The organism is Mycolicibacterium chitae (assembly GCF_900637205.1).
Taxonomy (GTDB): Bacteria; Actinomycetota; Actinomycetes; order Mycobacteriales; family Mycobacteriaceae; genus Mycobacterium; species Mycobacterium chitae.
In genome coordinates, this window is the sequence record NZ_LR134355.1 from 1,303,099 (window position 1) to 1,326,418 (window position 23,320).

General features: G+C 68.7%; 21 protein-coding genes. 20 read left to right on the forward strand and 1 reads right to left on the reverse strand.

Translation table 11 applies throughout. The annotated features are described in order from the left end of the window. Nucleotides 1-80: 80 nt before the first annotated feature. The 6 genes from argS to rho all read left to right on the forward strand — a co-directional run bounded on the left by argS (nucleotide 81) and on the right by rho (nucleotide 8,763). A complete protein-coding gene (argS, locus tag EL338_RS06335) occupies nucleotides 81-1,733 on the forward strand; it encodes an arginine--tRNA ligase (protein ID WP_163792052.1) in 1,653 nt (550 codons plus the stop codon). Further along, nucleotides 1,730-3,148 (forward strand): diaminopimelate decarboxylase, encoded by a 1,419-nt coding sequence (lysA, locus tag EL338_RS06340; RefSeq protein ID WP_126332951.1) that lies wholly within the window; start codon nucleotides 1,730-1,732, stop codon nucleotides 3,146-3,148. The genes argS and lysA overlap by 4 nt, the downstream gene beginning before the upstream one ends. A gap of 5 nt (nucleotides 3,149-3,153) precedes the next feature. Next, a complete protein-coding gene (locus tag EL338_RS06345; RefSeq protein WP_126332952.1) occupies nucleotides 3,154-4,479 on the forward strand; it encodes a homoserine dehydrogenase in 1,326 nt (441 codons plus the stop codon). After that, nucleotides 4,476-5,561, forward strand: coding sequence for a threonine synthase (thrC, locus tag EL338_RS06350; protein ID WP_126332953.1), 1,086 nt, complete (start codon nucleotides 4,476-4,478; stop codon nucleotides 5,559-5,561). Before EL338_RS06345 ends, thrC begins: the two co-directional genes overlap by 4 nt. A gap of 4 nt (nucleotides 5,562-5,565) precedes the next feature. Next, a complete protein-coding gene (thrB, locus tag EL338_RS06355; RefSeq protein ID WP_126332954.1) occupies nucleotides 5,566-6,507 on the forward strand; it encodes a homoserine kinase in 942 nt (313 codons plus the stop codon). Nucleotides 6,508-6,789: 282 nt separating this feature from the next. Then, nucleotides 6,790-8,763, forward strand: coding sequence for a transcription termination factor Rho (rho, locus tag EL338_RS06360; RefSeq protein ID WP_126332955.1), 1,974 nt, complete (start codon nucleotides 6,790-6,792; stop codon nucleotides 8,761-8,763). A 61-nt stretch (nucleotides 8,764-8,824) separates the two neighbouring features. On the opposite strand, the gene EL338_RS06365 is transcribed toward rho, so the two are convergent. Further along, nucleotides 8,825-9,442, reverse strand: coding sequence for a TetR/AcrR family transcriptional regulator (locus tag EL338_RS06365; protein ID WP_126332956.1), 618 nt, complete (start codon nucleotides 9,440-9,442; stop codon nucleotides 8,825-8,827). A gap of 131 nt (nucleotides 9,443-9,573) precedes the next feature. On the opposite strand from EL338_RS06365, the gene fadD1 reads away from it, so the two are divergent. The 14 genes from fadD1 (at nucleotide 9,574) to atpD (ending at nucleotide 23,303) form a co-directional block, all read left to right on the forward strand. Continuing rightward, entirely contained in the window at nucleotides 9,574-11,190 is a 1,617-nt protein-coding gene (fadD1, locus tag EL338_RS06370; protein ID WP_126332957.1) for a fatty-acid--CoA ligase FadD1, read from the forward strand. Between the two features lie 136 nt (nucleotides 11,191-11,326). Continuing rightward, on the forward strand, nucleotides 11,327-11,551 hold the full coding sequence (gene rpmE / locus EL338_RS06375) for a 50S ribosomal protein L31 (RefSeq protein ID WP_126332958.1): 225 nt from the start codon (nucleotides 11,327-11,329) through the stop codon (nucleotides 11,549-11,551). A 97-nt stretch (nucleotides 11,552-11,648) separates the two neighbouring features. Beyond that, a complete protein-coding gene (gene prfA / locus EL338_RS06380; protein WP_126332959.1) occupies nucleotides 11,649-12,716 on the forward strand; it encodes a peptide chain release factor 1 in 1,068 nt (355 codons plus the stop codon). Next, complete coding sequence (gene prmC / locus EL338_RS06385) at nucleotides 12,716-13,621, forward strand: peptide chain release factor N(5)-glutamine methyltransferase (protein ID WP_126332960.1); 906 nt, start codon at nucleotides 12,716-12,718, stop codon at nucleotides 13,619-13,621. Before prfA ends, prmC begins: the two co-directional genes overlap by 1 nt. Continuing rightward, nucleotides 13,618-14,271, forward strand: coding sequence for an L-threonylcarbamoyladenylate synthase (locus tag EL338_RS06390; RefSeq protein WP_126332961.1), 654 nt, complete (start codon nucleotides 13,618-13,620; stop codon nucleotides 14,269-14,271). Before prmC ends, EL338_RS06390 begins: the two co-directional genes overlap by 4 nt. 42 nt (nucleotides 14,272-14,313) lie before the next feature. Then, nucleotides 14,314-15,549, forward strand: coding sequence for a glycosyltransferase family 4 protein (locus EL338_RS06395; protein ID WP_126332962.1), 1,236 nt, complete (start codon nucleotides 14,314-14,316; stop codon nucleotides 15,547-15,549). Between the two features lie 236 nt (nucleotides 15,550-15,785). Beyond that, nucleotides 15,786-16,253 (forward strand): ATP synthase subunit I, encoded by a 468-nt coding sequence (locus EL338_RS06400; protein ID WP_126332963.1) that lies wholly within the window; start codon nucleotides 15,786-15,788, stop codon nucleotides 16,251-16,253. An 8-nt stretch (nucleotides 16,254-16,261) separates the two neighbouring features. Beyond that, nucleotides 16,262-17,020 (forward strand): F0F1 ATP synthase subunit A, encoded by a 759-nt coding sequence (gene atpB, locus EL338_RS06405; protein ID WP_126332964.1) that lies wholly within the window; start codon nucleotides 16,262-16,264, stop codon nucleotides 17,018-17,020. A 74-nt stretch (nucleotides 17,021-17,094) separates the two neighbouring features. Next, nucleotides 17,095-17,340: a F0F1 ATP synthase subunit C gene (locus EL338_RS06410; protein ID WP_126332965.1), complete on the forward strand. Its 246-nt coding sequence runs from the start codon at nucleotides 17,095-17,097 to the stop codon at nucleotides 17,338-17,340. Between the two features lie 9 nt (nucleotides 17,341-17,349). Then, a complete protein-coding gene (locus EL338_RS06415; protein ID WP_126332966.1) occupies nucleotides 17,350-17,862 on the forward strand; it encodes a F0F1 ATP synthase subunit B in 513 nt (170 codons plus the stop codon). Then, the gene (locus EL338_RS06420) at nucleotides 17,862-19,202 is read left to right on the forward strand and encodes a F0F1 ATP synthase subunit B/delta (RefSeq protein WP_126332967.1); all 1,341 of its coding nucleotides are present in this window, start codon (nucleotides 17,862-17,864) and stop codon (nucleotides 19,200-19,202) included. The genes EL338_RS06415 and EL338_RS06420 overlap by 1 nt, the downstream gene beginning before the upstream one ends. A 51-nt stretch (nucleotides 19,203-19,253) precedes the next feature. After that, on the forward strand, nucleotides 19,254-20,900 hold the full coding sequence (gene atpA / locus EL338_RS06425) for a F0F1 ATP synthase subunit alpha (RefSeq protein WP_126332968.1): 1,647 nt from the start codon (nucleotides 19,254-19,256) through the stop codon (nucleotides 20,898-20,900). A gap of 15 nt (nucleotides 20,901-20,915) precedes the next feature. Further along, entirely contained in the window at nucleotides 20,916-21,839 is a 924-nt protein-coding gene (locus tag EL338_RS06430) for a F0F1 ATP synthase subunit gamma (RefSeq protein WP_126332969.1), read from the forward strand. A gap of 27 nt (nucleotides 21,840-21,866) precedes the next feature. Then, on the forward strand, nucleotides 21,867-23,303 hold the full coding sequence (gene atpD / locus EL338_RS06435) for a F0F1 ATP synthase subunit beta (RefSeq protein WP_126332970.1): 1,437 nt from the start codon (nucleotides 21,867-21,869) through the stop codon (nucleotides 23,301-23,303). Nucleotides 23,304-23,320: the final 17 nt, after the last annotated feature.

The window sequence follows — 23,320 nt, forward strand, 5'->3', positions numbered from 1 at the left end:
GACTAACGCATCATGGCGCGAGCGCCATCATCGCCAATGGATTCGGGCGCTCACCACCCGAGACCATAGGATGGACCCCCGTGACCCCCGCCGATCTGGCCGAGCTATTGAAGAGCACCGCTGCCGCGGTGTTGGCCGCCCACGACCTCGATTCCGCCGCGCTGCCCCAGACCGTCACCGTCGAGCGACCGCGCAACCCGGAGCACGGCGATTACGCCACCAACCTGGCGCTGCAACTGGCCAAGAAGGTCGGCGTCAACCCGCGCGAACTCGCTGGCTGGCTGGCCGAGGCGCTGGGCAACGCCGCGGGCATCGCCTCGGCGGAGATCGCCGGGCCGGGCTTCGTCAACCTGCGCATCGAGGCCTCGGCCCAGGGCCTGATCGTCAACAACGTCCTCGATGCCGGGCCCGCCTACGGCCACGCCGAGGAACTGGCCGGCCAGAACATCAACCTCGAGTTCGTCTCGGCCAACCCCACCGGGCCCATCCACATCGGCGGCACCCGCTGGGCCGCGGTCGGCGACGCGCTGGGCCGGCTGCTCAGCACCCAGGGCGCCAAGGTGGTGCGCGAGTACTACTTCAACGACCACGGCGCGCAGATCGACCGGTTCGCCCGGTCCCTGATGGCCGCCGCCAAGGGCGAGCCCACGCCGGAGGACGGCTACGCGGGCACCTACATCAACGACATCGCCGCGCAGGTGCTCACCAAGGCCCCCGAGGTGCTCGACAAGCCGGTCGACGAGCAGCAGGAGACCTTCCGCGCCATCGGCGTGGACCTGATGTTCGACCACATCAAGTCCTCGCTGCACGAATTCGGCACCGACTTCGACGTGTACACCCACGAGGACTCGATGCACACCTCCGGCCGGGTGGACGAGGCCATCGCCCAGCTGCGCAAGACGGGCAACATCTACGACGACGACGGTGCGACCTGGCTGCGTACCACTGACTTCGGCGACGACAAGGACCGCGTCGTCATCAAGAGCGACGGTCAGCCCGCCTACATCGCCGGCGACCTGGCCTACTACCTGGACAAGCGCCAGCGCGGCTTCGACCTGTGCATCTACATGCTCGGCGCCGACCACCACGGCTACATCGCCCGGCTCAAGGCCGCCGCCGCGGCGCTGGGGGATGACCCCGACACCGTCGAGGTGCTCATCGGGCAGATGGTGAACCTGGTCCGCGACGGCCAACCGGTGCGGATGAGCAAGCGGGCCGGCACCGTCATCACCCTCGACGACCTGGTGGAGGCCATCGGCGTCGACGCCGCGCGGTACGCGCTGATCCGCTCCTCGGTCGACAGCCCCATCGACATCGACCTGGAGCTGTGGTCCTCGGCGTCGAGCGAGAACCCGGTCTACTACGTGCAGTACGCGCACGCCCGGCTGTCGGCGCTGGCCCGCAACGCCGCGGAGCTGGGCCTGGAACCCGACACCGCCCACCTCGAACTGCTCACCCACGACAAGGAGGGCGAGCTCATCCGCAACATCGGCGAATTCCCGCGGGTGCTGAAAACTGCTGCGTCCCTGCGGGAACCGCACCGGGTGTGCCGCTACCTGGAGGACCTGGCCGGCGACTACCACCGGTTCTACGACTCCTGCCGGGTGCTGCCGCAGGGCGACGAGGAGCCGACGGATCTGCACCGGGCGCGGCTGGCGCTGTGCCGGGCCACCCGTCAGGTGATCGCCAACGGCCTGCAGATCCTCGGCGTCACCGCACCGGAGCGGATGTGAACGCGCACCCGGCCGGGCCCCGGCACGCCGAAGAGGTCCACCACGCCGGCGCCCCCGCCAAGCCGCAGAGCCCCGACGAGATCCTGCTGCTGGCGCCGAACGTGTGGCCGCGCAACCTGATCCGCGGCGACGACGGCGAGGTCTCGATCGCCGGAGTGACGGTTTCGGAGCTCGCGCGCGAATTCGGCACCCCGCTGTTCGTCATCGACGAGGAGGACTTCCGCTTCCGCTGCCGCGAGATCGCCGCGGCGTTCGGTGGCGGCGACAAGGTGCACTACGCCTCGAAGGCGTTCCTGTGCACCGAGATCGCGCGCTGGGTGGCCGAGGAGGGCCTGTCGCTGGACGTGTCCACCGGCGGCGAGTTGGCCGTGGCGTTGCACGCCGACTTCCCGCCGGCGCGGATCGCCCTGCACGGCAACAACAAGTCGGTCGACGAGCTGACCACCGCCGTCAAGGCCGGCGTCGGGCACGTGGTGCTGGATTCGATGATCGAGATCGACCGGCTCGAGGCCATCGCGGGTGCGGCCGGGGTGGTGCAGGACGTGTTCCTGCGCGTCACCGTCGGTGTGGAGGCCCACACCCACGAGTTCATCTCGACGGCCCACGAGGACCAGAAGTTCGGCCTGTCGCTGGCCAGTGGGGCCGCGATGGCCGGGGTGCGGCGGGTCTTCGAGACCCAGAACCTGCGCCTGGTCGGCCTGCACAGCCACATCGGCTCGCAGATCTTCGACGTGGCCGGCTTCGAGATCGCCGCGCGCCGGGTGTTGGGCCTGCTGCGCGACGTGGTCGCCGAGTTCGGCGTGGACAAGACCGCGCAGATCTCCACGGTGGACCTCGGTGGGGGACTGGGTATTTCCTATCTTCCGGCCGATGATCCGCCGCCCATGAAGGAACTCGCCGACAAGCTGCTGGCCATCGTCGCCGACGAGGCCGCCGCCGTCGGGGTGCCGGCGCCCAAGCTGGTCGTCGAACCCGGTCGCGCCATCGCCGGGCCCGGCACGATCACCCTCTACGAGGTGGGCACCGTCAAGGACGTCGCGATCAGCGCCACCGCGCAGCGCCGCTACGTCAGCGTCGACGGCGGCATGAGCGACAACATCCGCACCTCGCTGTACGGAGCGGAGTACGACGCGCGCCTGGTGTCCCGGTTCAGCGAGGCGCCGCCCGCGCTGGCGCGCATCGTCGGAAAGCATTGCGAGAGCGGCGATATCGTCGTGCGCGATACCTGGGTGTCCGACGACATCGAGCCGGGCGACCTGCTGGCCGTCGCGGCCACCGGGGCGTACTGCTATTCGATGTCGAGCCGGTACAACCTGTTGTGCCGGCCGGCCGTGGTGGCCGTGCGCGACGGCGTGGCCCGCCTGGTGCTGCGTCGGGAGACGGTCGACGACCTGTTGAGTCTGGAAGTGAGGTGAGCGCCGTGGCCGAGGACAAGAACGCCGTCGGAGTAGCGGTACTGGGGCTGGGCAACGTCGGCAGCGAGGTGGTCCGGATCATCGAGGAGGACGCCGAGGACCTCGCCGCGCGCATCGGTGCGCCGCTGCAGCTGCGCGGGATCGGCGTGCGCCGCGTCGCCGCGGATCGCGGTGTCCCGGTGGAACTGCTCACCGACGACATCGACGCCCTGGTCGCCCGCGACGACGTGGACATCGTCGTCGAACTCATGGGTCCGGTCGAACCGGCCCGCAAGGCCATCCTGGCGGCCCTTGAGAACGGCAAGTCCGTCGTCACCGCCAACAAGGCGCTGCTGGCGCAGTCCACCGGCAAGCTGGCCGAGGCGGCCGAAAAGGCCCGCGTGGACCTGTATTTCGAGGCCGCCGTCGCCGGCGCGATCCCGGTGATCCGCCCGCTGACCCAGTCGCTGGCCGGTGACACCGTGCTGCGGGTCGCCGGAATCGTCAACGGCACCACCAACTACATCCTCTCGGCGATGAACGACACCGGCGCCGACTACGAAAGCGCGCTCGCCGATGCCAGCGCGCTCGGGTACGCCGAGGCCGACCCGACCGCCGACGTCGAGGGCCACGACGCCGCCGCCAAGGCCGCCATCCTGGCCTCGATCGCGTTCCACACCCGGGTGACCGCCGACGACGTGTACTGCGAGGGCATCACCAAGGTCACCGCCGAGGACTTCGAGTCGGCCAAGGCGCTGGGCTGCACCATCAAGCTGCTGGCCATCTGCGAGCGGCTGACCACCGACAAGGGCAAGCAACGGGTTTCGGCGCGGGTCTACCCCGCGCTGGTTCCGCTGGACCACCCGCTGGCCTCGGTCGGCGGGGCCTTCAACGCCGTCGTGGTGGAGGCCGAGGCCGCGGGCCGGCTGATGTTCTACGGCCAGGGTGCCGGCGGCGCCCCGACCGCCTCGGCCGTGCTGGGCGACCTGGTGATGGCGGCGCGCAACCGGGTGCAGGGCGGGCGCGGACCGCGCGAATCCAAGTACGCCAAGCTGCCCATCGCGCCGATCGGGATGATCCCCACCCGCTACTACGTGAGCCTGTACGTCAGCGACAAGCCCGGCGTGTTGTCCTCGGTGGCAGCCGAATTCGCCAAGCGCGAGGTCAGCATCGCCGAGGTCCGCCAGGAGGGCGTCGTCAACGAGGGCGGCGAACGGGTGGGCGCCCGCATCGCGGTGCTGACCCACCGCGCCACCGACGAGGCGCTCAGCAAGACCATCACCGCGCTGGAAGGACATGACGCGGTATCGAGCGTGGCCAGCGTGCTGCGAATGGAAGGAGCCGGCGAATGAGTCCCGACCCCAACACCCCCGTGCACCGGGCGTGGCCGGGCCTGATCGAGGCCTACCGGCATCGCCTGCCGGTCGCCAAGGACTGGACCGCCGTCACGCTGCTCGAGGGCGGCACGCCGCTCATCCACGCCAAGCGGCTCAGCGAATACACCGGCTGCACAGTGCATTTGAAGGTCGAGGGCCTGAACCCCACGGGTTCGTTTAAGGACCGCGGCATGACCATGGCGGTCACCGACGCGGTGGCCCGCGGTCAGCAGGCGGTGCTGTGCGCCTCGACGGGCAACACCTCGGCCTCGGCCGCGGCGTACGCCGCCCGCGGCGAGATCACCTGCGCGGTGCTGATCCCGCAGGGCAAGATCGCGATGGGCAAGCTGGCCCAGGCGGTCATGCACGGCGCCAAGGTCATTCAGATCGACGGCAACTTCGACGACTGCCTGGAGCTGGCCCGCAAGCTCACCGCCGACTACCCGACCATCTCGCTGGTCAACAGCGTCAACCCGGTCCGGATCGAGGGGCAGAAGACCGCCGCCTTCGAGATCGTCGACGTGCTGGGCCGCGCCCCCGACGTGCATTCGCTGCCGGTCGGTAACGCCGGTAACATCACCGCCTATTGGCGCGGATATACCGAGTACCACCGCGACGGCCTGGTGGACAAGCTGCCGCGGATGCTCGGGACCCAGGCCGCCGGTGCGGCGCCGCTGGTGCACGGCGAGCCGGTCAAGGAGCCGGAAACCATTGCCACCGCGATCCGGATCGGTTCGCCGGCGTCGTGGTCGTCGGCCATCGAGGCGCAGCAGCAGTCCGACGGGCGCTTCCTCGCGGCCACCGACGAGGAGATCCTGGCCGCCTACCACCTGGTGGCCCGGACCGAGGGCGTGTTCGTCGAGCCCGCCTCGGCCGCCAGCATCGCCGGGCTGCTCAAGTCCGTCGAGGACGGCTGGGTGGCCCGCGGCTCCACCGTGGTGTGCACGGTGACCGGTAACGGCCTCAAGGATCCGGACACCGCGCTGAAGGGCATGCCGCCGGTGGAGGCCGTGCCCGTCGACCCGTCCGCGGTGGTCGCGAAACTCGGTCTGGTCTAGCCCGATGATCCAGACTCTGCCGGCCGGGCTCGTCGCGAAGGCCACCGTGGCGGCCTCCAGCGCCAACCTGGGACCGGGCTTCGACAGCCTGGGCCTGGCGTTGAGCCTCTACGACGAAATCGCAGTGGAATCAACGGAATCCGGCCTGCGCGTCGAGGTCGACGGCGAGGGCGCCGGTCAGGTGCCCACCGGCCCCGAGCATCTGGTGGTCCGGGCCATCGAACGCGGTCTGGCCGCCGCCGGACTGCGCGCCGATGGTCTGATTGTCCGCTGCCGCAACGCAATTCCACATTCGCGCGGTCTGGGATCGTCGGCCGCGGCCGTCGTCGGTGGACTGGCGGCCGCCAACGGGCTGGTCGCCCAGACGGACTGCACGCCGTGTGACGAGCGGACCCTGGTTCAGTTGTCCTCGGAGTTCGAGGGGCACCCGGACAACGCCGCGGCCGCCGTGCTCGGCGGTGCGATCGTCTCTTGGACGGAGGCGGGCGCGCAGCCGGTGTATTCCGCGGCGCGGGTGCAACTGCATCCCGACATCCGGCTGCATGTCGCCATCCCGGAGGTCCGCTCGTCGACCGCCGAGACCCGCGTGCTGCTTCCCGAACAGGTCAGCCATGACGATGCGCGGTTCAACCTGAGCCGGGCCGCGCTGCTGGTGGTGGCGTTGACCGAACGCCCGGATCTGCTGATGGCCGCGACCGAGGACGCGTTGCACCAGACCCAGCGCGCCCCGGCGATGCCGGCGACGGCGGAATTCTTGCAATTGCTGCGTCGCCACGGTCGGGCAGCGGTGCTTTCCGGCGCCGGACCTGCGGTTTTGGCGCTCGGCACCGACCCGGAGCTGCCGGCCGAGGCCCGTGAGTACGCCGCCGCCAAGGGGTTCGACATTCGCCAGGTTGAGGTCGGCGAGGCCGTCCGCTGGACCTCCGGGGTCACGGCCAGCGCCTGAGCGGACGCGGCGCGGTTGACGCGCCCTGAGGGTGGGTTTGCTTGCTTCGCGTAAAAATGCAGGCTATCCTCGTTGCCGTCCCGGCAATTCGCAGCGTCTTCTGCGCCGACACTAGGACGACCACTCACTTTCGTAGTCTTACTCGTGCACCGACGGTTCGCCGTTTCGCCGCGAATCCCGGAGATCGCCGTTGCCAAGTTCGACGGTGGCACTTCGTGTCCGGGGGTAACCCGGCACACCGAACCCTCGCAGAACACCCTGCCGAGGGAAGAAAGGAACTCCGTGACCGATACGGACCTCATCACGGCCGGGGACGCCAATCCCAAGGCGGATCTGCCCCAGACCGTGACCTCCAAGACCTCCGCCGACGCCTCGGCCAAAGGGGGCTCGCTGGCCAGCATGGTGCTCCCTGAGCTTCGCGCGTTGGCCGTCAAAGTAGGCGTCAAGGGCACCTCCGGGATGCGCAAGGGCGACCTGATCGCCGCCATCCGGGAGCGCCAAGCCGGGGGAGACGGCGCGCAGGCCCAGGAGGCCGCGCCCAAACAAGCCAATGGCCAGGACAGCAAGTCCGGCGGCAAGGACACCAAGGACGCCGAGTCCAAGGCCGACACCGCGGCGCCGGCCGAGGAGGCCCCGCAGCGCAGCGAGGCGCCGCGTCGTGAGCGTCGGGCGGCCACGCGCCAGTCCGGCGCCCCGGACGCCGAGAAGGCCCCGAACGCCGAGAAGTCCGAGAGCGGCGACAACGCCGAGAACCCCAAGGCCGAGAACCCCAAGAACACCCCCAAGGCCGAGTCGGCCGATGCCGGGTCGGGCTCCGAGGGCGGCGGCAACCCCGGGCGCGACGACAACAAGCAGGACCGCGACCAGAACCGTGGCGATCAGCAGAACCGTCGTGGCGACCAGCAGAACCGCGGCGACCAGCAGAACCGCGACCAGAACCGCGGGGACCAGCAGAACCGCGGCGGCGGCAACAACAGCAACGACAACGACGACGACGGCGATGGCCGCCAGGGGCGGCGCGGCCGCCGGTTCCGGGATCGCCGGCGCCGCGGCGAGCGCTCGGGCGACGGCGGTGGCGACACCGAACTGCGCGAGGACGACGTCGTCCAGCCGGTCGCGGGCATCCTCGACGTGCTGGACAACTACGCGTTCGTCCGCACCTCGGGCTACCTGGCCGGCCCCAACGACGTGTACGTCTCGATGAACATGGTGCGCAAGAACGGCCTGCGCCGCGGCGACGCGGTCACCGGCGCCGTCCGGGTTCCGCGCGAGGGCGACAGCGGGGACAAGAACCCCCGGCAGAAGTTCAACCCCCTGGTGCGGCTGGACAGCGTCAACGGCGGCCCGGTCGAGGCGGCCAAGAACCGTCCCGAGTTCGGCAAGCTGACGCCGCTGTACCCGAATCAGCGGCTGCGGCTGGAGACCACGCCGGAGAAGCTGACCACCCGCGTCATCGACCTGATCATGCCGATCGGTAAGGGGCAGCGCGCGCTGATCGTGTCGCCGCCCAAGGCCGGTAAGACCACGATCATGCAGGACATCGCCAACGCGATCACCAAGAACAACCCGGAATGCCACCTGATGGTGGTGCTCGTCGACGAGCGTCCGGAAGAGGTGACCGACATGCAGCGCTCGGTCAAGGGTGAGGTCATCGCCTCCACCTTCGACCGTCCGCCGTCCGACCACACCCAGGCCGCCGAGCTGGCCATCGAGCGCGCCAAGCGCCTGGTGGAACAGGGCAAGGACGTCGTCGTCCTCCTCGACTCCATCACCCGTCTGGGACGCGCGTACAACAACGCCTCGCCGGCGTCGGGCCGCATCCTCTCCGGTGGTGTGGACTCGACCGCCCTGTACCCGCCCAAGCGGTTCCTGGGCGCGGCCCGCAACATCGAAGAGGGCGGCTCGCTGACCATCGTCGCCACCGCCATGGTGGAGACCGGGTCCACCGGCGACACGGTGATCTTCGAGGAGTTCAAGGGCACCGGCAACGCCGAGCTGAAGCTGGACCGCAAGATCGCCGAGCGTCGGGTGTTCCCGGCGGTCGACGTCAACCCGTCCGGCACCCGTAAGGACGAACTGCTGCTGGGTGCCGACGAATTCGCGATCGTGCACAAGCTGCGTCGCGTGCTGTCCGGCCTGGACTCGCATCAGGCCATCGACCTGCTGATGAGCCAGCTGCGCAAGACGAAGAACAACTACGAGTTCCTGGTCCAGGTCTCCAAGACCGCACCCGGAGCCCCGGACGACGCCGACTAGCCGCGACGAGCAACAGAATCCCCCGCCTGCGTGCGGGGGATTCTGCTTTGCCAGATGGGACTCAGGCCCGCAGCGCCGGCATCACGTAGCGATCGAGGAACTTCAGCAGCGCCGCGCGGTCGTCGACGTCCACGTGCTCGCCGGGGACGGTGGCCAGGCTCAGCAGGGTGCGGGCCACCCATTCGGTGGCCTGCGGGAGATCCTCGACGGCGATCTCGCCGCGGTCGCGGGCGGCGGCCAGGTAGCGCTCCCAGAACGCGGTCAGGTCCGGGATCAGCCCCTGCACGCCGGCCCCGGCGCAGGCGGCGAACTCCTCGGGCTCGTCGAGCCGCAGCTTCATCACCAGCGCGCCCGGCGAGTCATAGGCACTGCGACCGAGCCGGATGCCCTCGGCGATCTGGGCCGGCAGGTTGTCGATCTCGGCCAGGACGGCGTGGGCCTCACCCCAGTACGCGTCGTTGAGCCGCACGATCGCGGCACCGAGCAGCGCGGCCTTGTCGGGGAAGTGCCGGTAGAGCCAGCCGCGGGAGACCCCGGCCAGCTCGGCGACCTCGGAGACCGTCGTGGCGCGAATCCCCTTGGTGCGCAGACACTCCTCGGCGGCGTCCATCAGGCGGTCCCGGACCGGCCGGGCGGCGGTCTGCGCCTTGGTGTCGGAGCCGTCGGTCACGTTGTCCATTCCTCATCTGCCGTGAACTGTCTGGCATATCTTCGCACCAGCGGCGCCAACACCGGGGTGGCGCGCCGCCGATGTAGTAGACAGATCTAGAGTTCTGTTCACTGACATTCACGGATTGGGCGGTGCGACCAGTGACGGAGTCTTCTCCGACGTTCCAGACCATTCAGCAATTGCTGCGGTCGCGCCGCGCCGAGACCGGCACCGCGGTGCGCCACGGCGACCGGCGCTGGAGCTGGCGGGAACACCTCGACGCGGCCGAGACGCAGGCCGCGGCGCTGCTGGCCACGGTGGACACCGCCCGGCCCGTGCACGTCGGCGCGCTGCTGGGCAACACCCCGGAAATGCTTACCGCGATGGCCGCGGCCGGCCTGGGCGGCTACGTGCTGTGCGGCATCAACAACACCCGGCGCGGCCCGGCGCTGCGGCGCGACATCCTGCACGCCGACTGCCAGATCTTGCTGGTCGACGCCGCGCACCGCCCGCTGCTCGAGGGCCTGGACCTGCCCGGGGTGACGGTGCTGGACATCGACTCCCCGCGGTGGCGCGACCTGCTCGACGCGGCGCCCCCGCTGATCCCGCACCGCGAGGTCGAGCCGCTGGACACCTTCATGATGATCTTCACCTCCGGCACCAGCGGCGACCCGAAGGCCGTGCAGGTGGCCCACATGACCGTGCTCTTCGCGGGCATGGCCCTGGTGCAGCGGTTCACCATCACGACGCAGGACGTCTGCTACCTGTCCATGCCGCTGTTCCACTCCAACGCCCTGCTGGCGGGGTGGAGCGTGGCCGTCGGCGCCGGCGCGGCCATGGCCCCGGCGACGTTCTCGGCCTCCGGCCTGCTCGACGATGTCCGGCGCTACGGCGCCACCTACCTCAACTACGTGGGCAAACCGCTGGCCTACGTGCTCGGCACGCCCGAGCGGCCGGACGACGCCGACAACCCGCTGCGGGTCGCGTTCGGCAACGAGGCCGGCGACCGCGATATCGCCGAGTTCGGCCGGCGGTTCGGCTGCACGGTGTGGGACGGGTTCGGCTCCACCGAGGGGGCGGTGATCGTCACCCGCGAGGACGACTGCCCGCCGGGCTCGGTCGGTCGCGGATTCCCGGGGGTGGCCATCTACGACCCCGACACCGTGACCGAGTGTGCGGTCGCGGAGTTCGACGCCCACGGCGCGCTGCTCAACGGCGAGAAGGCCATCGGCGAACTGGTCAACACCACCGGCGCCGGGCTGTTCCGGGGCTACTACAACGACACCGATGCCACCGACGACCGGCTGCGGCACGGGATGTACTGGTCGGGGGACCTCGCCTACCGGGACGCCGACGGCTGGATCTACCTCGCCGGCCGCACCGCGGACTGGATGCGCGTCGACGGCGAGAACATGACCTCGGCCCCCATCGAGCGGATCCTGTTGCGCCACAACGCCGTCAACCAGGTCGCGGTGTACCCGGTGCCCGACGAGCAGGTCGGCGATCAGGTGATGGCGGCCGTCGTGCCCTACCCGGCGGCCAAGCTGGTCGCCGAGGAGTTCGGCGAGTTCCTGGCCGCCCAGGCGGACCTGTCACCCAAGGCGTGGCCGCGGCGGGTGTGGATCACCGACGTGTTGCCGTCGACGGCCACCAACAAGGTGCTCAAGCGCGAACTGATCGGGATGGGGCCCGCACCGGCCGGCGGGCGCCTGTGGGTCCGGGATCCCCGGGGCAGCACCTACGCCGAACTCGACCCCGCCGCGGCGGGCCAGGAATGATGCGGGTGCCCTCGGCGTTTAGGACTACGGCGGCCCAACTGGCATAATGGACCGTCGACCACCTCAGGTTCCGGTTCACGCCCCAATGCAGCAGGTCAGACGGGCGACCCGGCGGCCGACGATCGAAGAGGACACCATGAAGACGGGTATTCACCCAGACTACAAAGAGACCACCGTGGTCTGCGGCTGCGGCAACTCCTTCACCACCCGCAGCACCAAGGACAGCGGCCACATCGTGGTCGAGGTCTGCTCGCAGTGCCACCCGTTCTACACCGGCAAGCAGAAGATCCTGGACAGCGGCGGTCGCGTCGCCCGGTTCGAGAAGCGCTACGGCAAGCGCAAGGCAGCCGACGACAAGTAGCTGTGAGTCCGGCGCCCGAACGCCCGCATGTACATGCGGGTCTCGGGCGCCGGTTCTTGTTTGTGGACGACGAATCAGGCGGCGTTAGGAGACCCTCGTGACCAACAGTGCGATCGATGCGCTGCTGGCCGAGCACGCCGACCTCGAACGGCAGCTCAGCGACCCCGAGTTGCACGCCGATGCGGCCAACGCGCGCCGCGTGGCCCGGCGCTTCTCGCAGGTGTCCCCGACGGTGGCGACCTACCGCAAGCTCGAGGCCGCCCGCGGTGACCTCGAGGCCGCGCGCGAACTCGCCGACGAGGACGCGTCCTTCGCCGCCGAGGTCCCCGAGCTCGAGTCCCGCATCGCCGAGCTGGACGCCCAGCTGATGGACATGCTGGCCCCCCGCGACCCGCACGACGCCGACGACATCGTGCTCGAGGTGAAATCCGGCGAGGGCGGCGAGGAGTCCGCCCTGTTCGCCGCGGACCTGGCGCGGATGTACATCCGCTACGCCGAGCGGCACGGCTGGAACGTCACCGTGCTCGACGAGACCACCTCCGACCTCGGCGGCTACAAGGACGCCACGCTCTCGATCGCCAGCAAGGGTGATTCGGCCGACGGCGTGTGGTCGCGGCTGAAGTTCGAAGGCGGCGTGCACCGGGTCCAGCGGGTCCCGGTGACCGAATCGCAGGGCCGCGTGCACACCTCGGCCGCCGGGATCCTCGTCTACCCCGAGCCCGAGGAAGTCGAGCAGATCCAGATCGACGAGTCGGACCTGCGCGTCGACGTCTACCGCAGCTCCGGCAAGGGCGGCCAGGGCGTCAACACCACCGACTCCGCGGTGCGCCTCACACACCTGCCGACCGGCATCGTGGTCACCTGCCAGAACGAGCGCTCCCAGCTGCAGAACAAGGCCCGCGCGCTGCAGGTGCTCGCCGCGCGGCTGCAGGCCATCGCCGAGGAGGAGGCGCAGGCCAGCGCCTCGGCGGACCGCGCCAGCCAGATCCGCACGGTGGACCGCAGCGAGCGCATCCGCACCTACAACTTCCCGGAGAACCGGCTCACCGATCACCGCATCGGGTTCAAGGCCCACAACCTCGATCAGGTTCTCGACGGCGAGCTCGACCCGTTGTTCGACGCCCTGGCCGAGGCCGACAAGCAGACCCGGCTCCAGCAGAGCTGATGACTCCGGTGGACGCGCGTGCCGCCGGGGTCGCCGGGGTGGCCGCCGAGGTGACGGCCGCCACCGAGACCCTGGCCCGGGCGGGCATCGCCGCGGCGCGGGTCGACGCCGAACTCCTGGCGGCCCACGTCCTCGGTGTCGACCGCGGCCGACTGCGGTTCGCCGAACCGGCCGCGGACTTCGCCGCCGCGTACCGGCGGCTCGTCGCCGCCCGAGCGCAGCGCATCCCGCTGCAGCACCTCGTCGGGACGGCGCCCTTCGGACCGCTGACGCTGGCGGTGGGGCCGGGGGTGTTCGTGCCGCGGCCGGAGACCGAGTCGCTGCTCGAATGGGCCATGGCCGTGCTGGATGAGATTGCCGCCCAACCGAACCCGATCGTTGTCGATGCCTGCACCGGCAGCGGGGCGCTGGCCGTGGCCCTGGCCCGGCACCGGCCCGACGCGACCGTCATCGCCATCGACGACTCACCTGCCGCACTCGACTACGCCCGGCGCAACGCCGCCGGCACCGGCGTGGAACTCGTCGAGGCCGACGTCACCGCGGCCGACCTGCGCACCGACCTGAACGGCCGGGTGGACCTGCTGGTGAGCAACCCGCCCTACATCCCCGAGGGCGCGCGGCTGGAACCCGAAGTGGCCGAGCACGATCCGCACCACGCGCTGTTCGGCGGCGCCGACGGCATGGCGGTCATCGGCCCGCTCGCCGCGCTGGCCGGACGCTGGCTCAAGCCCGGCGGCCGGTTCGCCGTCGAGCACGACGACACCACCTCGGCGGCTACTGTCGACCTGATCCGCGACACCGGCTTGTTCGACGAGGTCCGGCCCCGGGCCGACCTCGCGGGCCGACCGCGGTTCGTGACCGCGCTACGACGTGGACCCGCTGTCGCGGGGGAGGAGCAGCCATGAGCAAGTTGTTCGAATGCGGCGATCCGGCGCAGCGGCAGACCGGTATCGACGCGGCGGTGCGCGCCGCCAAGGACGGCCGGCTCGTGGTGCTGCCCACCGACACCGTCTACGGGATCGGCGCGGACGCCTTCGACAGCGACGCGGTCGCGGCGCTGCTGGCCGCCAAGGGCCGCGGCCGGGACATGCCGGTGCCGGTCCTGGTCGGTTCCTGGCACACCATCGAGGGCCTGGTCTACACGGTGCCCCAAGCCGCGCGCGAATTGATCCGCGCGTTCTGGCCCGGCGCGCTGAGTCTGGTTGTGCGGCAGGCGCCGTCGCTGCAATGGGATCTCGGCGACGCCGACGGCACCGTCATGCTGCGGATGCCGCTGCACCCCGTGGCCATCGAGGTGTTGCGTGCGGTCGGCCCGATGGCGGTCTCGAGCGCCAACATCTCGGGGCACCCGCCGGCGGTGACGGTCAACGAGGCCCGCGAACAACTCGGTGACCAGGTGCAGGTCTACCTCGACGGCGGCCCGGCCGAACAGCGCGCCGCCTCCACCATCGTCGACCTCACCGGCCCGTCACCCAGAATCCTGCGGGAGGGCCCCATTTCGGCCGCGGACATCGCGACGGTGCTCGGCGTGTCCGCCGAGTCGCTGCAGGACTGATTCTCGACTGGGGTCTTAGCTTTGTGCAGTACGGTTCATGCGGTGGCGAGTGCAGCTAGTCCAGGCACGGTCCTGGCCGACGGTTTGCTCGCCCTTTCCGAACGCGGCGCCGGCGTCCCGCTGCGCGAACTCGCGCTGGTGGGGCTGACCGCGGCGATCATCACCTACTTCGCGACCAGTCCGGTGCGCGTGCTGGCCACCAAGATCGGCGCGGTCGCCATTCCGCGCGACCGGGACGTCCACGTCCAGCCCACCCCGCGGATGGGCGGGCTGGCGATGTACACCGGCATCGTCGCCGCGGTCTTCTTGGCCTCGCAACTGCCGGCGCTGACTCGCGGCTTCGTCTACTCCAACGGGATGCCGGCCGTCGTCGTGGCCGGCGGGCTGATCATGGGCATCGGCCTGATCGACGACCGGTGGGGGCTGGACGCCCTGACGAAATTCGCCGGTCAGATCACCGCCGCGAGCGTGCTGGTCACCATGGGGGTGGCCTGGAGCGTGCTCTACATCCCGATCGGCGGGGTGGGCACCATCGTGCTGGACCAGACCGCCTCGATCCTGCTGACGCTCGCGTTGACCGTCTCGGTGGTCAACGCGATGAACTTCGTCGACGGACTCGACGGGCTGGCCGCCGGCCTCGGGTTCATCACCGCCATGGCGATCTGCGTGTTCTCGGTCGGCCTGCTCGCCGACCACGGCGGCGACGTGCTGTTCTACCCGCCGGCGGTGATCTCCGTCGTCCTCGCGGGGGCGTGCCTGGGCTTCCTGCCGCACAACTTCCACCGCGCCAAGATCTTCATGGGCGATTCGGGCTCGATGTTGATCGGTCTGATGCTGGCCGCGGCGTCGACGACGGCGGCGGGACCGATCTCGCAGAACGCCTACGGGGCGCGGGATGTCTTCGCCCTGCTCTCGCCGTTCCTGCTGGTGATCGCCGTGGTGTTCGTGCCGGCGCTGGACATGCTGCTGGCGATCGTCCGTCGCACCCGGGCCGGCCGCAGCCCGTTCAGCCCGGACAAGATGCACCTGCATCACCGACTGCTGCAGATCGGCCATTCCCATCGCCGCGTGGTGCTGCTGATCTACCTGTGGGTGGGCATCGTGGCCTTCGGTGCGGCGAGCACCATCTTCTTCGATCCGCGCTACACCGGCGCGGTGATGCTGGCGGCGATCGTCGTCGCCGTCGTCGTGACGCTGATTCCCTTGCTGCGACGCTCAAGTGGGGACCTCGATGACGGCTTCGAGGACTACTTCGAAGGCAGATACGACGTTAAGTAGTAGGCCCCCGTTTCGGCGTTCTACCATGTGGTACGGTTCCTGCCAGAACCCGAAAAACCTCGCGGGTTGCCGGTCTGGTCCACGGGCTGAAAAGTCCGTTCGGCGCCATTAACCACCGGTTGTTGACCGACGCTAGATTGACGTACAGGGAGCTACCCGTTGGGTGAGTCGAGCGCGCACGCGCGCCTCCGATACGCTCAGCGGGCACGTAACCGCCGCGAGAATGAGGAGAGGCCGTGACAACGCCAGCGCAGGACGCGCCGTTGGTGTTTCCGTCCGTTGCGTTCAGGCCCGTTCGCCTGTTCGCGATCTGTGTCGTGCTCACCGGTGTGGCGACCGCGATTGCTGCCTACCTCGGTTCTCCGATGTTCGGGGCCTTCTTCGGTATCGGCTTGGGCCTCGGCCTGTTCAACGCGCTGATGGTGCGGCGAGCGGTCGAGGCGATCACCGCCAAGGACCATCCGCTCAAGAGTCAGATGGCCATGAATTCCGCGACGCGACTGCTGGTCGTCACGGTCGTCGGTCTCGTCATCGCCTTCTACTTCCGCCCGACGGGTCTCGGAGTGCTGTTCGGCCTGGCCTTGTTCCAGGTCCTGCTGGTGGCGACCACGTCGCTGCCGGTGCTCAAGAAGCTGCGCTCCGGCTCCGACGCCGATGATTCACCAGTACCTGCTTCCAACGACGGCTTTGCTTCGAAGGATTGATCCCGCACATGACTGAAAACGTCCTCGCTCTCCAGGTCGGACACCACATCGAGCAGCAGTGGTTCGGCATGACGGTCAACGTCGACACCGTGCTGTCGTCCGCGATCGCCGCGGTGATCATCCTCGGACTGGCATTCTTCCTGCGCGCCAAGGTCACCTCGACCGGCGTGCCGGGCGGGGTGCAGCTGTTCTTCGAGACCGTGACGATTCAGTTCCGCCAGCAGGTGGAGAGCGCGATCGGTATGAAGATCGCCCCGTTCGTGCTGCCGCTGGCGGTCAGCCTGTTCACCTACATCCTGCTCGCGAACTGGATCGCGGTGCTGCCGCTGCAGTACACCGGCAGCGACGGCATGGAGCACGAGATCCTCAAGCCCCCGGCGGCCGACGTCAACTTCGTGTTCGCGCTCGCGGCGTTCGTCTTCATCGCTTCCCACGCCGCCGGTATCTGGCGCCGCGGTCTGTTCGGCCACCCGAAGCAGCTGCTCAAGGGGCACGTGGCCTTCCTGGCCCCGATCAACATCGTCGAAGAGCTGGCCAAGCCGATCTCGCTGTCGCTGCGACTTTTCGGCAACATCTTCGCGGGCAGCATCATGGTCGGCTTGATCGCGATGTTCCCGGCCTGGATATTGTGGGCGCCGAACGCGATCTGGAAGGCGTTCGACCTGTTCATCGGGCTGATCCAGGCGTTCATCTTCGCGCTGCTGACCATCCTGTACTTCGGCCAGGCCATGGAGATCCACGACGACGAACACGCCGAAGCGCACTGACAACTTGTAACAAGACAAGAACCAACAAAACCCCTGGTAGACAAACCGCTACCAGCTATTTAGGAGGATAAGGAATGGATCCCACAATCGCTGCCGGCGCGCTCATCGGTGGTGGTCTGATCATGGCGGGCGGCGCGATCGGTGCCGGTATCGGTAACGGTGTCGCCGGTAACGCGCTGATTTCGGGTATCGCCCGTCAGCCGGAAGCTCAGGGTCGACTGTTCACTCCGTTCTTCATCACCGTCGGTCTGGTTGAAGCCGCGTACTTCATCAACCTGGCGTTCATGGCGCTCTTCGTGTTCGCCACCCCGGTCGGCTAATTCAGCGTCATGGGTGATTTGACCGCAACCGTCCTGGCGGTGGAAGACGTCGGGGAGACGAGTAACTTCCTGCTCCCCAACGGCACGTTCTTCGTCGTGCTGTTCATCTTCCTGATCGTGCTCGGTGTTATCGGTAAATGGGTGGTGCCACCGATCAGCAAGGTGCTCGCCGAACGGGAGGCCATGCTGGCCAAGACGGCCGCCGACAACAAGAAAGCCGCGGAGCAGATGGCCGCGGCCCGAGCCGATTACGACGAGGCGATTGCGGGAGCGCGGGGCGAAGCCTCGGCGATCCGCGACGAAGTGCGGACCGAGGGCCGCCAGCTCATCGACGAATCGCGTGCGGGGGCCAGCGGCGAGGTCAGTGAGAAGCTGCAGAGCGCAAGCAATCAGCTGTCGCAGACCGCCGCCGCCACCTCCAATGAGTTGCAGCCTTCGGTTGACGGGCTTTCGACGAAGCTCGCCAGCCGTATCCTCGGGGTCGATGTCTCCGGGGCCGATGCTTCGGGCGGGAGCCGCTGATGTCGACTTTCATCGGAAACCTGATCGGTTTCGCCATCATCGTGTGGGCGTTGCGCAAGTGGGTCGTTCCACTCGTCGCCAAGATGATGAAGACCCAGCAGGAAGCCATTCGGGAGTCCCTCGAGGAGAGCAAGTCGGCCTCGGAGAAGCTCGCCAACGCTGATCAGGATCACGCCAAGGCGCTCGAAGAGGCCAAGGCCGACTCCACTCGGATCACCGAGGAAGCCCGCAACGACTCGGTGCGCATCGCGGAGCAACTCCGCGAGCAGGCGGCCGCCGAGGCCGACCGGGTCCGCGCGCTCGGCGATCAGCAGGTGAATCTGTTGCAGCAGCAGACCATTCGGGAACTGCGCCAGAACCTCGGCGCCGAGTCGGTGGAGAAGGCCGGCGAGATCGTTCGCAACTACGTCGCCGACCCGGCTGCCCAGTCGGCCACCGTCGACCGCTTCCTCGACGAGCTCGACGCCATGTCGCCCTCGCCGGCGGTCTTCGACGCCGGTGCCTCGTTGAACCTGCGGGCCTCCAGCCGTGAGGCGCTGGCCGAGGTTGTGAAGAAGTTCGAGCAGACGACCGAGGGCCTCGACGCCGATGCCCTCCGGACCCTGGCCGACGAACTGGCCTCGGTGGCCAAGGTGCTGCTCGACCAGTCGATCGTCCTCAAGCATCTGGCCGACCCGGCCGATGACGCCGAGCCCCGGACCAAGATGGCCAACAAGCTTTTCGGCGGCAAGGTCGGCGCGCCCACCCTGGAGCTCGTCAACACCGCCGTCGCGCAGCGGTGGTCGGTGGAGGCCAACCTGGTCGACGCCATCGAACACGTCGCGCGGCTGGCCCTGCTGGTCGGCGCCGACCGTGCCGGTGAGGGCGAACAGGTCGAGGACCAGTTGTTCCGGTTCGGCCGGGTGCTCGACGAGGAGCCGCGCCTGACGGCGCTGCTGTCGGACGAGACGACGCCGGCCGACCGTCGAGTCGCCTTGCTGGGCAAGGTCCTCGGCGATGCTGTCGGGACGGCCAACGCCACCACGTCGGCCCTGCTGACCCAGACTGTCGAGCTGCTGCGCGGGGATCGCGCCGATTCAGCGATCGCTGACTTGGCCGAACTCGCGGTCGCTCGCCGGGGCGAGATCGTCGCACACGTTACGGCCGCAGCCGAACTCAGCGATGCGCAGCGCACCCGCCTCACCGAGGTCCTCGGCCGCATCTACAGCCACCCGGTGGCCGTGCAGCTGAGTATCGACCCGGCTCTGCTGGGTGGACTGCAGGTCGCCGTCGGCGACGAGGTCATCGACGGGGCTATTTCATCGCGGTTGGCGGCGGCCCGCGCCGGCCTGCCGGACTGACAACCAAGAACTTCGAGCAGTAGACAACCAAAGGCAGGAAGACGAAAGACCATGGCAGAGTTGACAATCTCCGCTGCTGATATTGAAGGTGCCATCGAGGACTACGTATCCTCGTTTTCCGCTGACACGGGGCGTGAAGAGGTCGGCACCGTCATTGACGCGGGCGACGGTATCGCGCACGTCGAGGGCCTGCCCTCGGTCATGACCCAGGAACTGCTCGAGTTCCCCGGCGGCGTGCTCGGCGTGGCGCTGAACCTCGACGAGCACAGCGTCGGCGTCGTGATCCTCGGTGACTTCGAGAAGATCGAGCAGGGCCAGCAGGTCAAGCGGACCGGCGAGGTGCTCTCGGTGCCCGTCGGCGACGCCTTCCTGGGCCGCGTGGTCAACCCGCTCGGCGAGCCCATCGACGGCCAGGGCGACATCAAGGCCGACGCCCGTCGTGCCCTCGAGCTGCAGGCGCCCTCGGTGGTGCAGCGGCAGGGCGTCAGCGAGCCGCTGCAGACCGGCATCAAGGCCATCGACTCGCAGACCCCGATCGGTCGCGGTCAGCGTCAGCTCATCATCGGCGACCGCAAGACCGGCAAGACCGCCGTCTGCGTCGACACCATCCTGAACCAGCGGGAGAACTGGGAATCCGGCGATCCCAAGAAGCAGGTCCGCTGCGTGTACGTCGCGGTCGGGCAGAAGGGCACCACCATCGCCAGCGTGAAGCGCGCGCTGGAAGAGGGCGGCGCCATGGAGTACACCACCATTGTCGCGGCCCCGGCCTCCGACGCGGCCGGCTTCAAGTGGCTCGCGCCCTACACCGGTTCGACCATCGGCCAGCAGTGGATGTACGACGGCAAGCACGTGCTGATCGTGTTCGACGACCTGTCCAAGCAGGCCGACGCCTACCGCGCCATCTCGCTGCTGCTGCGTCGCCCGCCGGGTCGCGAGGCCTTCCCCGGTGACGTCTTCTACCTGCACTCGCGCCTGCTGGAGCGTTGCGCGAAGCTGTCCGATGAGCTCGGCGGCGGCTCGATGACGGGTCTGCCGATCATCGAGACCAAGGCCAACGACATCTCGGCGTTCATCCCGACCAACGTCATCTCGATCACCGACGGGCAGTGCTTCCTGGAGTCCGACCTGTTCAACCAGGGTGTGCGTCCCGCCATCAACGTCGGTGTGTCGGTGTCCCGCGTCGGTGGCGCCGCGCAGATCAAGGCGATGAAGGAGGTGGCCGGCTCGCTGCGTCTGGATCTGTCGCAGTACCGCGAGCTGGAAGCGTTCGCCGCCTTCGCCTCCGACCTCGACGCCGCCTCCAAGGCGCAGCTCGAGCGCGGTGCGCGCCTGGTGGAACTGCTCAAGCAGCCGCAGTACGCGCCGATGTCCGTCGAGGACCAGGTCGTCGCGATCTTCCTCGGCACCAAGGGTCACCTGGACTCGGTGCCGGTCGAGGACGTGCAGCGCTTCGAGGCCGAGTTCATCGAGCACGTCAAGGCCAGCCATGACGGCATCCTCACCGAGATCCGCGAGAGCCTGAAGCTCTCGGAGGAGACCGAGGACAAGCTCGTCGAGGTCATCAACGACTTCAAGAAGGGCTTCCAGGCCACCGACGGCAGCTCCGTGGTCGTCGACGAGCGCGTCGACGCCATGTCGGACGAGGACGTCGAAAAGGAATCGGTCAAGGTCCGCAAGCCGGCACCGCCCAAGAAGTAGGGATCTGGAAGACAGATGGCAGCCACACTGCGCGAATTGCGCGGCCGCATTCGCTCCGCCGGGTCGATCAAGAAGATCACCAAGGCCCAGGAGCTGATCGCGACGTCGCGGATCGCCAAGGCGCAGGCCCGGGTCGAGGCGGCCCGGCCCTACGCCGCGGAGATCACCACCATGCTGACCGACCTGGCGGGGGCCAGCGCGTTGGATCATCCCCTGCTCGTGGAACGCGAGAACCCCCGGCGCGCGGCCGTGCTGGTGGTGTCCTCGGACCGCGGGCTGTGCGGTGCCTACAACGCGAACGTGCTGCGGCGCGCCGAGGAACTGCTGGCGCTCCTGCGGGACGAGGGCAAGGAGCCGGTGCTGTACGTGGTCGGCCGTAAGGCGTTGGGCTACTACAGCTTCCGCAACCGCGAGGTGACCCAGTCCTGGACCGGCTCCTCGGAGCGGCCCACCTACGAGGACGCCAAGGAGATCGCCGACACCCTGGTGGCGGCGTTCATGTCCGGCCAGGACGACGAGGGCGACGACGCCGGTGCGGACGGCATCCTCGGCGTCGACGAGTTGCACATCGTGTTCACCGAATTCAGGTCGATGCTCTCGCAGACCGCGGAAGCGCGTCGGATCGCGCCGATGGTGGTCGAGTACGTGGGCGAGGCAGAAGAGGGACCGCACACGCTGTTCTCCTTCGAACCGAACGCCGAGGAACTCTTCGGCGAGCTGCTGCCGCGCTACGTCGCGACCCGGGTCTACGCGGCGATGCTCGAGGCCGCCGCCTCCGAGTCCGCGGCGCGGCGCCGAGCGATGAAGTCCGCCAGCGACAACGCCGACGAGCTCATCAAGGACCTCACGCTGCAAGCCAACCGCGAGCGGCAGGCCCAGATCACCCAGGAAATCAGCGAGATCGTCGGCGGCGCCAACGCGTTGGCCGACGCCCAATAGACCCACACCGTAGGAAAGCGAAGAGATATGACTGCCCCCGCAGAAGCTAAGAAGGACACCACCGGGCGCGTGGTTCGCATTACCGGCCCGGTCGTGGACGTCGAGTTCCCCCGCGGCTCGGTACCCGAGCTGTTCAACGCGCTGCACGCCGAGATCACCTACAAGGATCTGGCCAAGACGCTGACGCTCGAGGTCGCCCAGCACCTCGGCGACAACCTGGTGCGCGCCATCTCCATGCAGCCCACCGACGGCCTGGTGCGCGGCGTCGAGGTCAGCGACACCGGTCGCTCCATCTCGGTGCCCGTCGGCGACGGCGTCAAGGGGCACGTGTTCAACGCGCTGGGCGACTGCCTCGACGAGCCGGGCTACGGCAAGGACTTCGACCACTGGTCGATCCACCGCAAGCCGCCGGAGTTCTCCGACCTGGAGCCCCGCACCGAGATGCTCGAGACCGGTCTGAAGGTCGTCGACCTGCTGACCCCGTACGTGCGTGGTGGAAAGATCGCCCTGTTCGGTGGTGCCGGCGTGGGCAAGACGGTGCTCATCCAGGAGATGATCAACCGTATCGCCCGCAACTTCGGTGGTACCTCGGTGTTCGCCGGCGTGGGTGAGCGCACCCGTGAGGGCAACGACCTGTGGGTCGAGCTCGCCGACGCCAACGTCCTCAAAGACACCGCCCTGGTGTTCGGTCAGATGGACGAGCCGCCGGGCACCCGTATGCGCGTCGCGCTGTCCGCGCTGACCATGGCGGAGTTCTTCCGCGACGAGCAGGGCCAGGACGTGCTGCTGTTCATCGACAACATCTTCCGGTTCACCCAGGCCGGTTCCGAGGTTTCGACCCTGCTGGGTCGTATGCCTTCGGCCGTGGGTTACCAGCCGACGCTGGCCGACGAGATGGGCGAGCTGCAGGAGCGCATCACCTCGACCCGTGGCCGCTCCATCACCTCGATGCAGGCCGTGTACGTGCCCGCCGACGACTACACCGACCCGGCGCCGGCGACCACGTTCGCGCACCTCGACGCCACCACCGAGCTTTCTCGTGCGGTGTTCTCGAAGGGCATCTTCCCGGCGGTGGACCCGCTGGCGTCGAGCTCGACCATCCTGGACCCGGGCGTCGTCGGCGACGAGCACTACCGGGTGGCCCAGGAAGTCATCCGGATCCTGCAGCGCTACAAGGACCTTCAGGACATCATCGCGATTCTCGGTATCGACGAGCTGTCCGAAGAAGACAAGCAGCTGGTCAACCGGGCCCGCCGGATCGAGCGCTTCCTGAGCCAGAACATGATGGCCGCCGAGCAGTTCACCGGCCAGCCGGGTTCGACGGTGCCGCTGAAGGAGACCATCGAGGCCTTCGACAAGCTGACCAAGGGCGACTTCGACCACCTGCCCGAGCAGGCGTTCTTCCTGATCGGTGGACTCGACGACCTCGCCAAGAAGGCCGAGAGCCTCGGCGCCAAGCTGTGATCGGGTTGTTGAAGGCT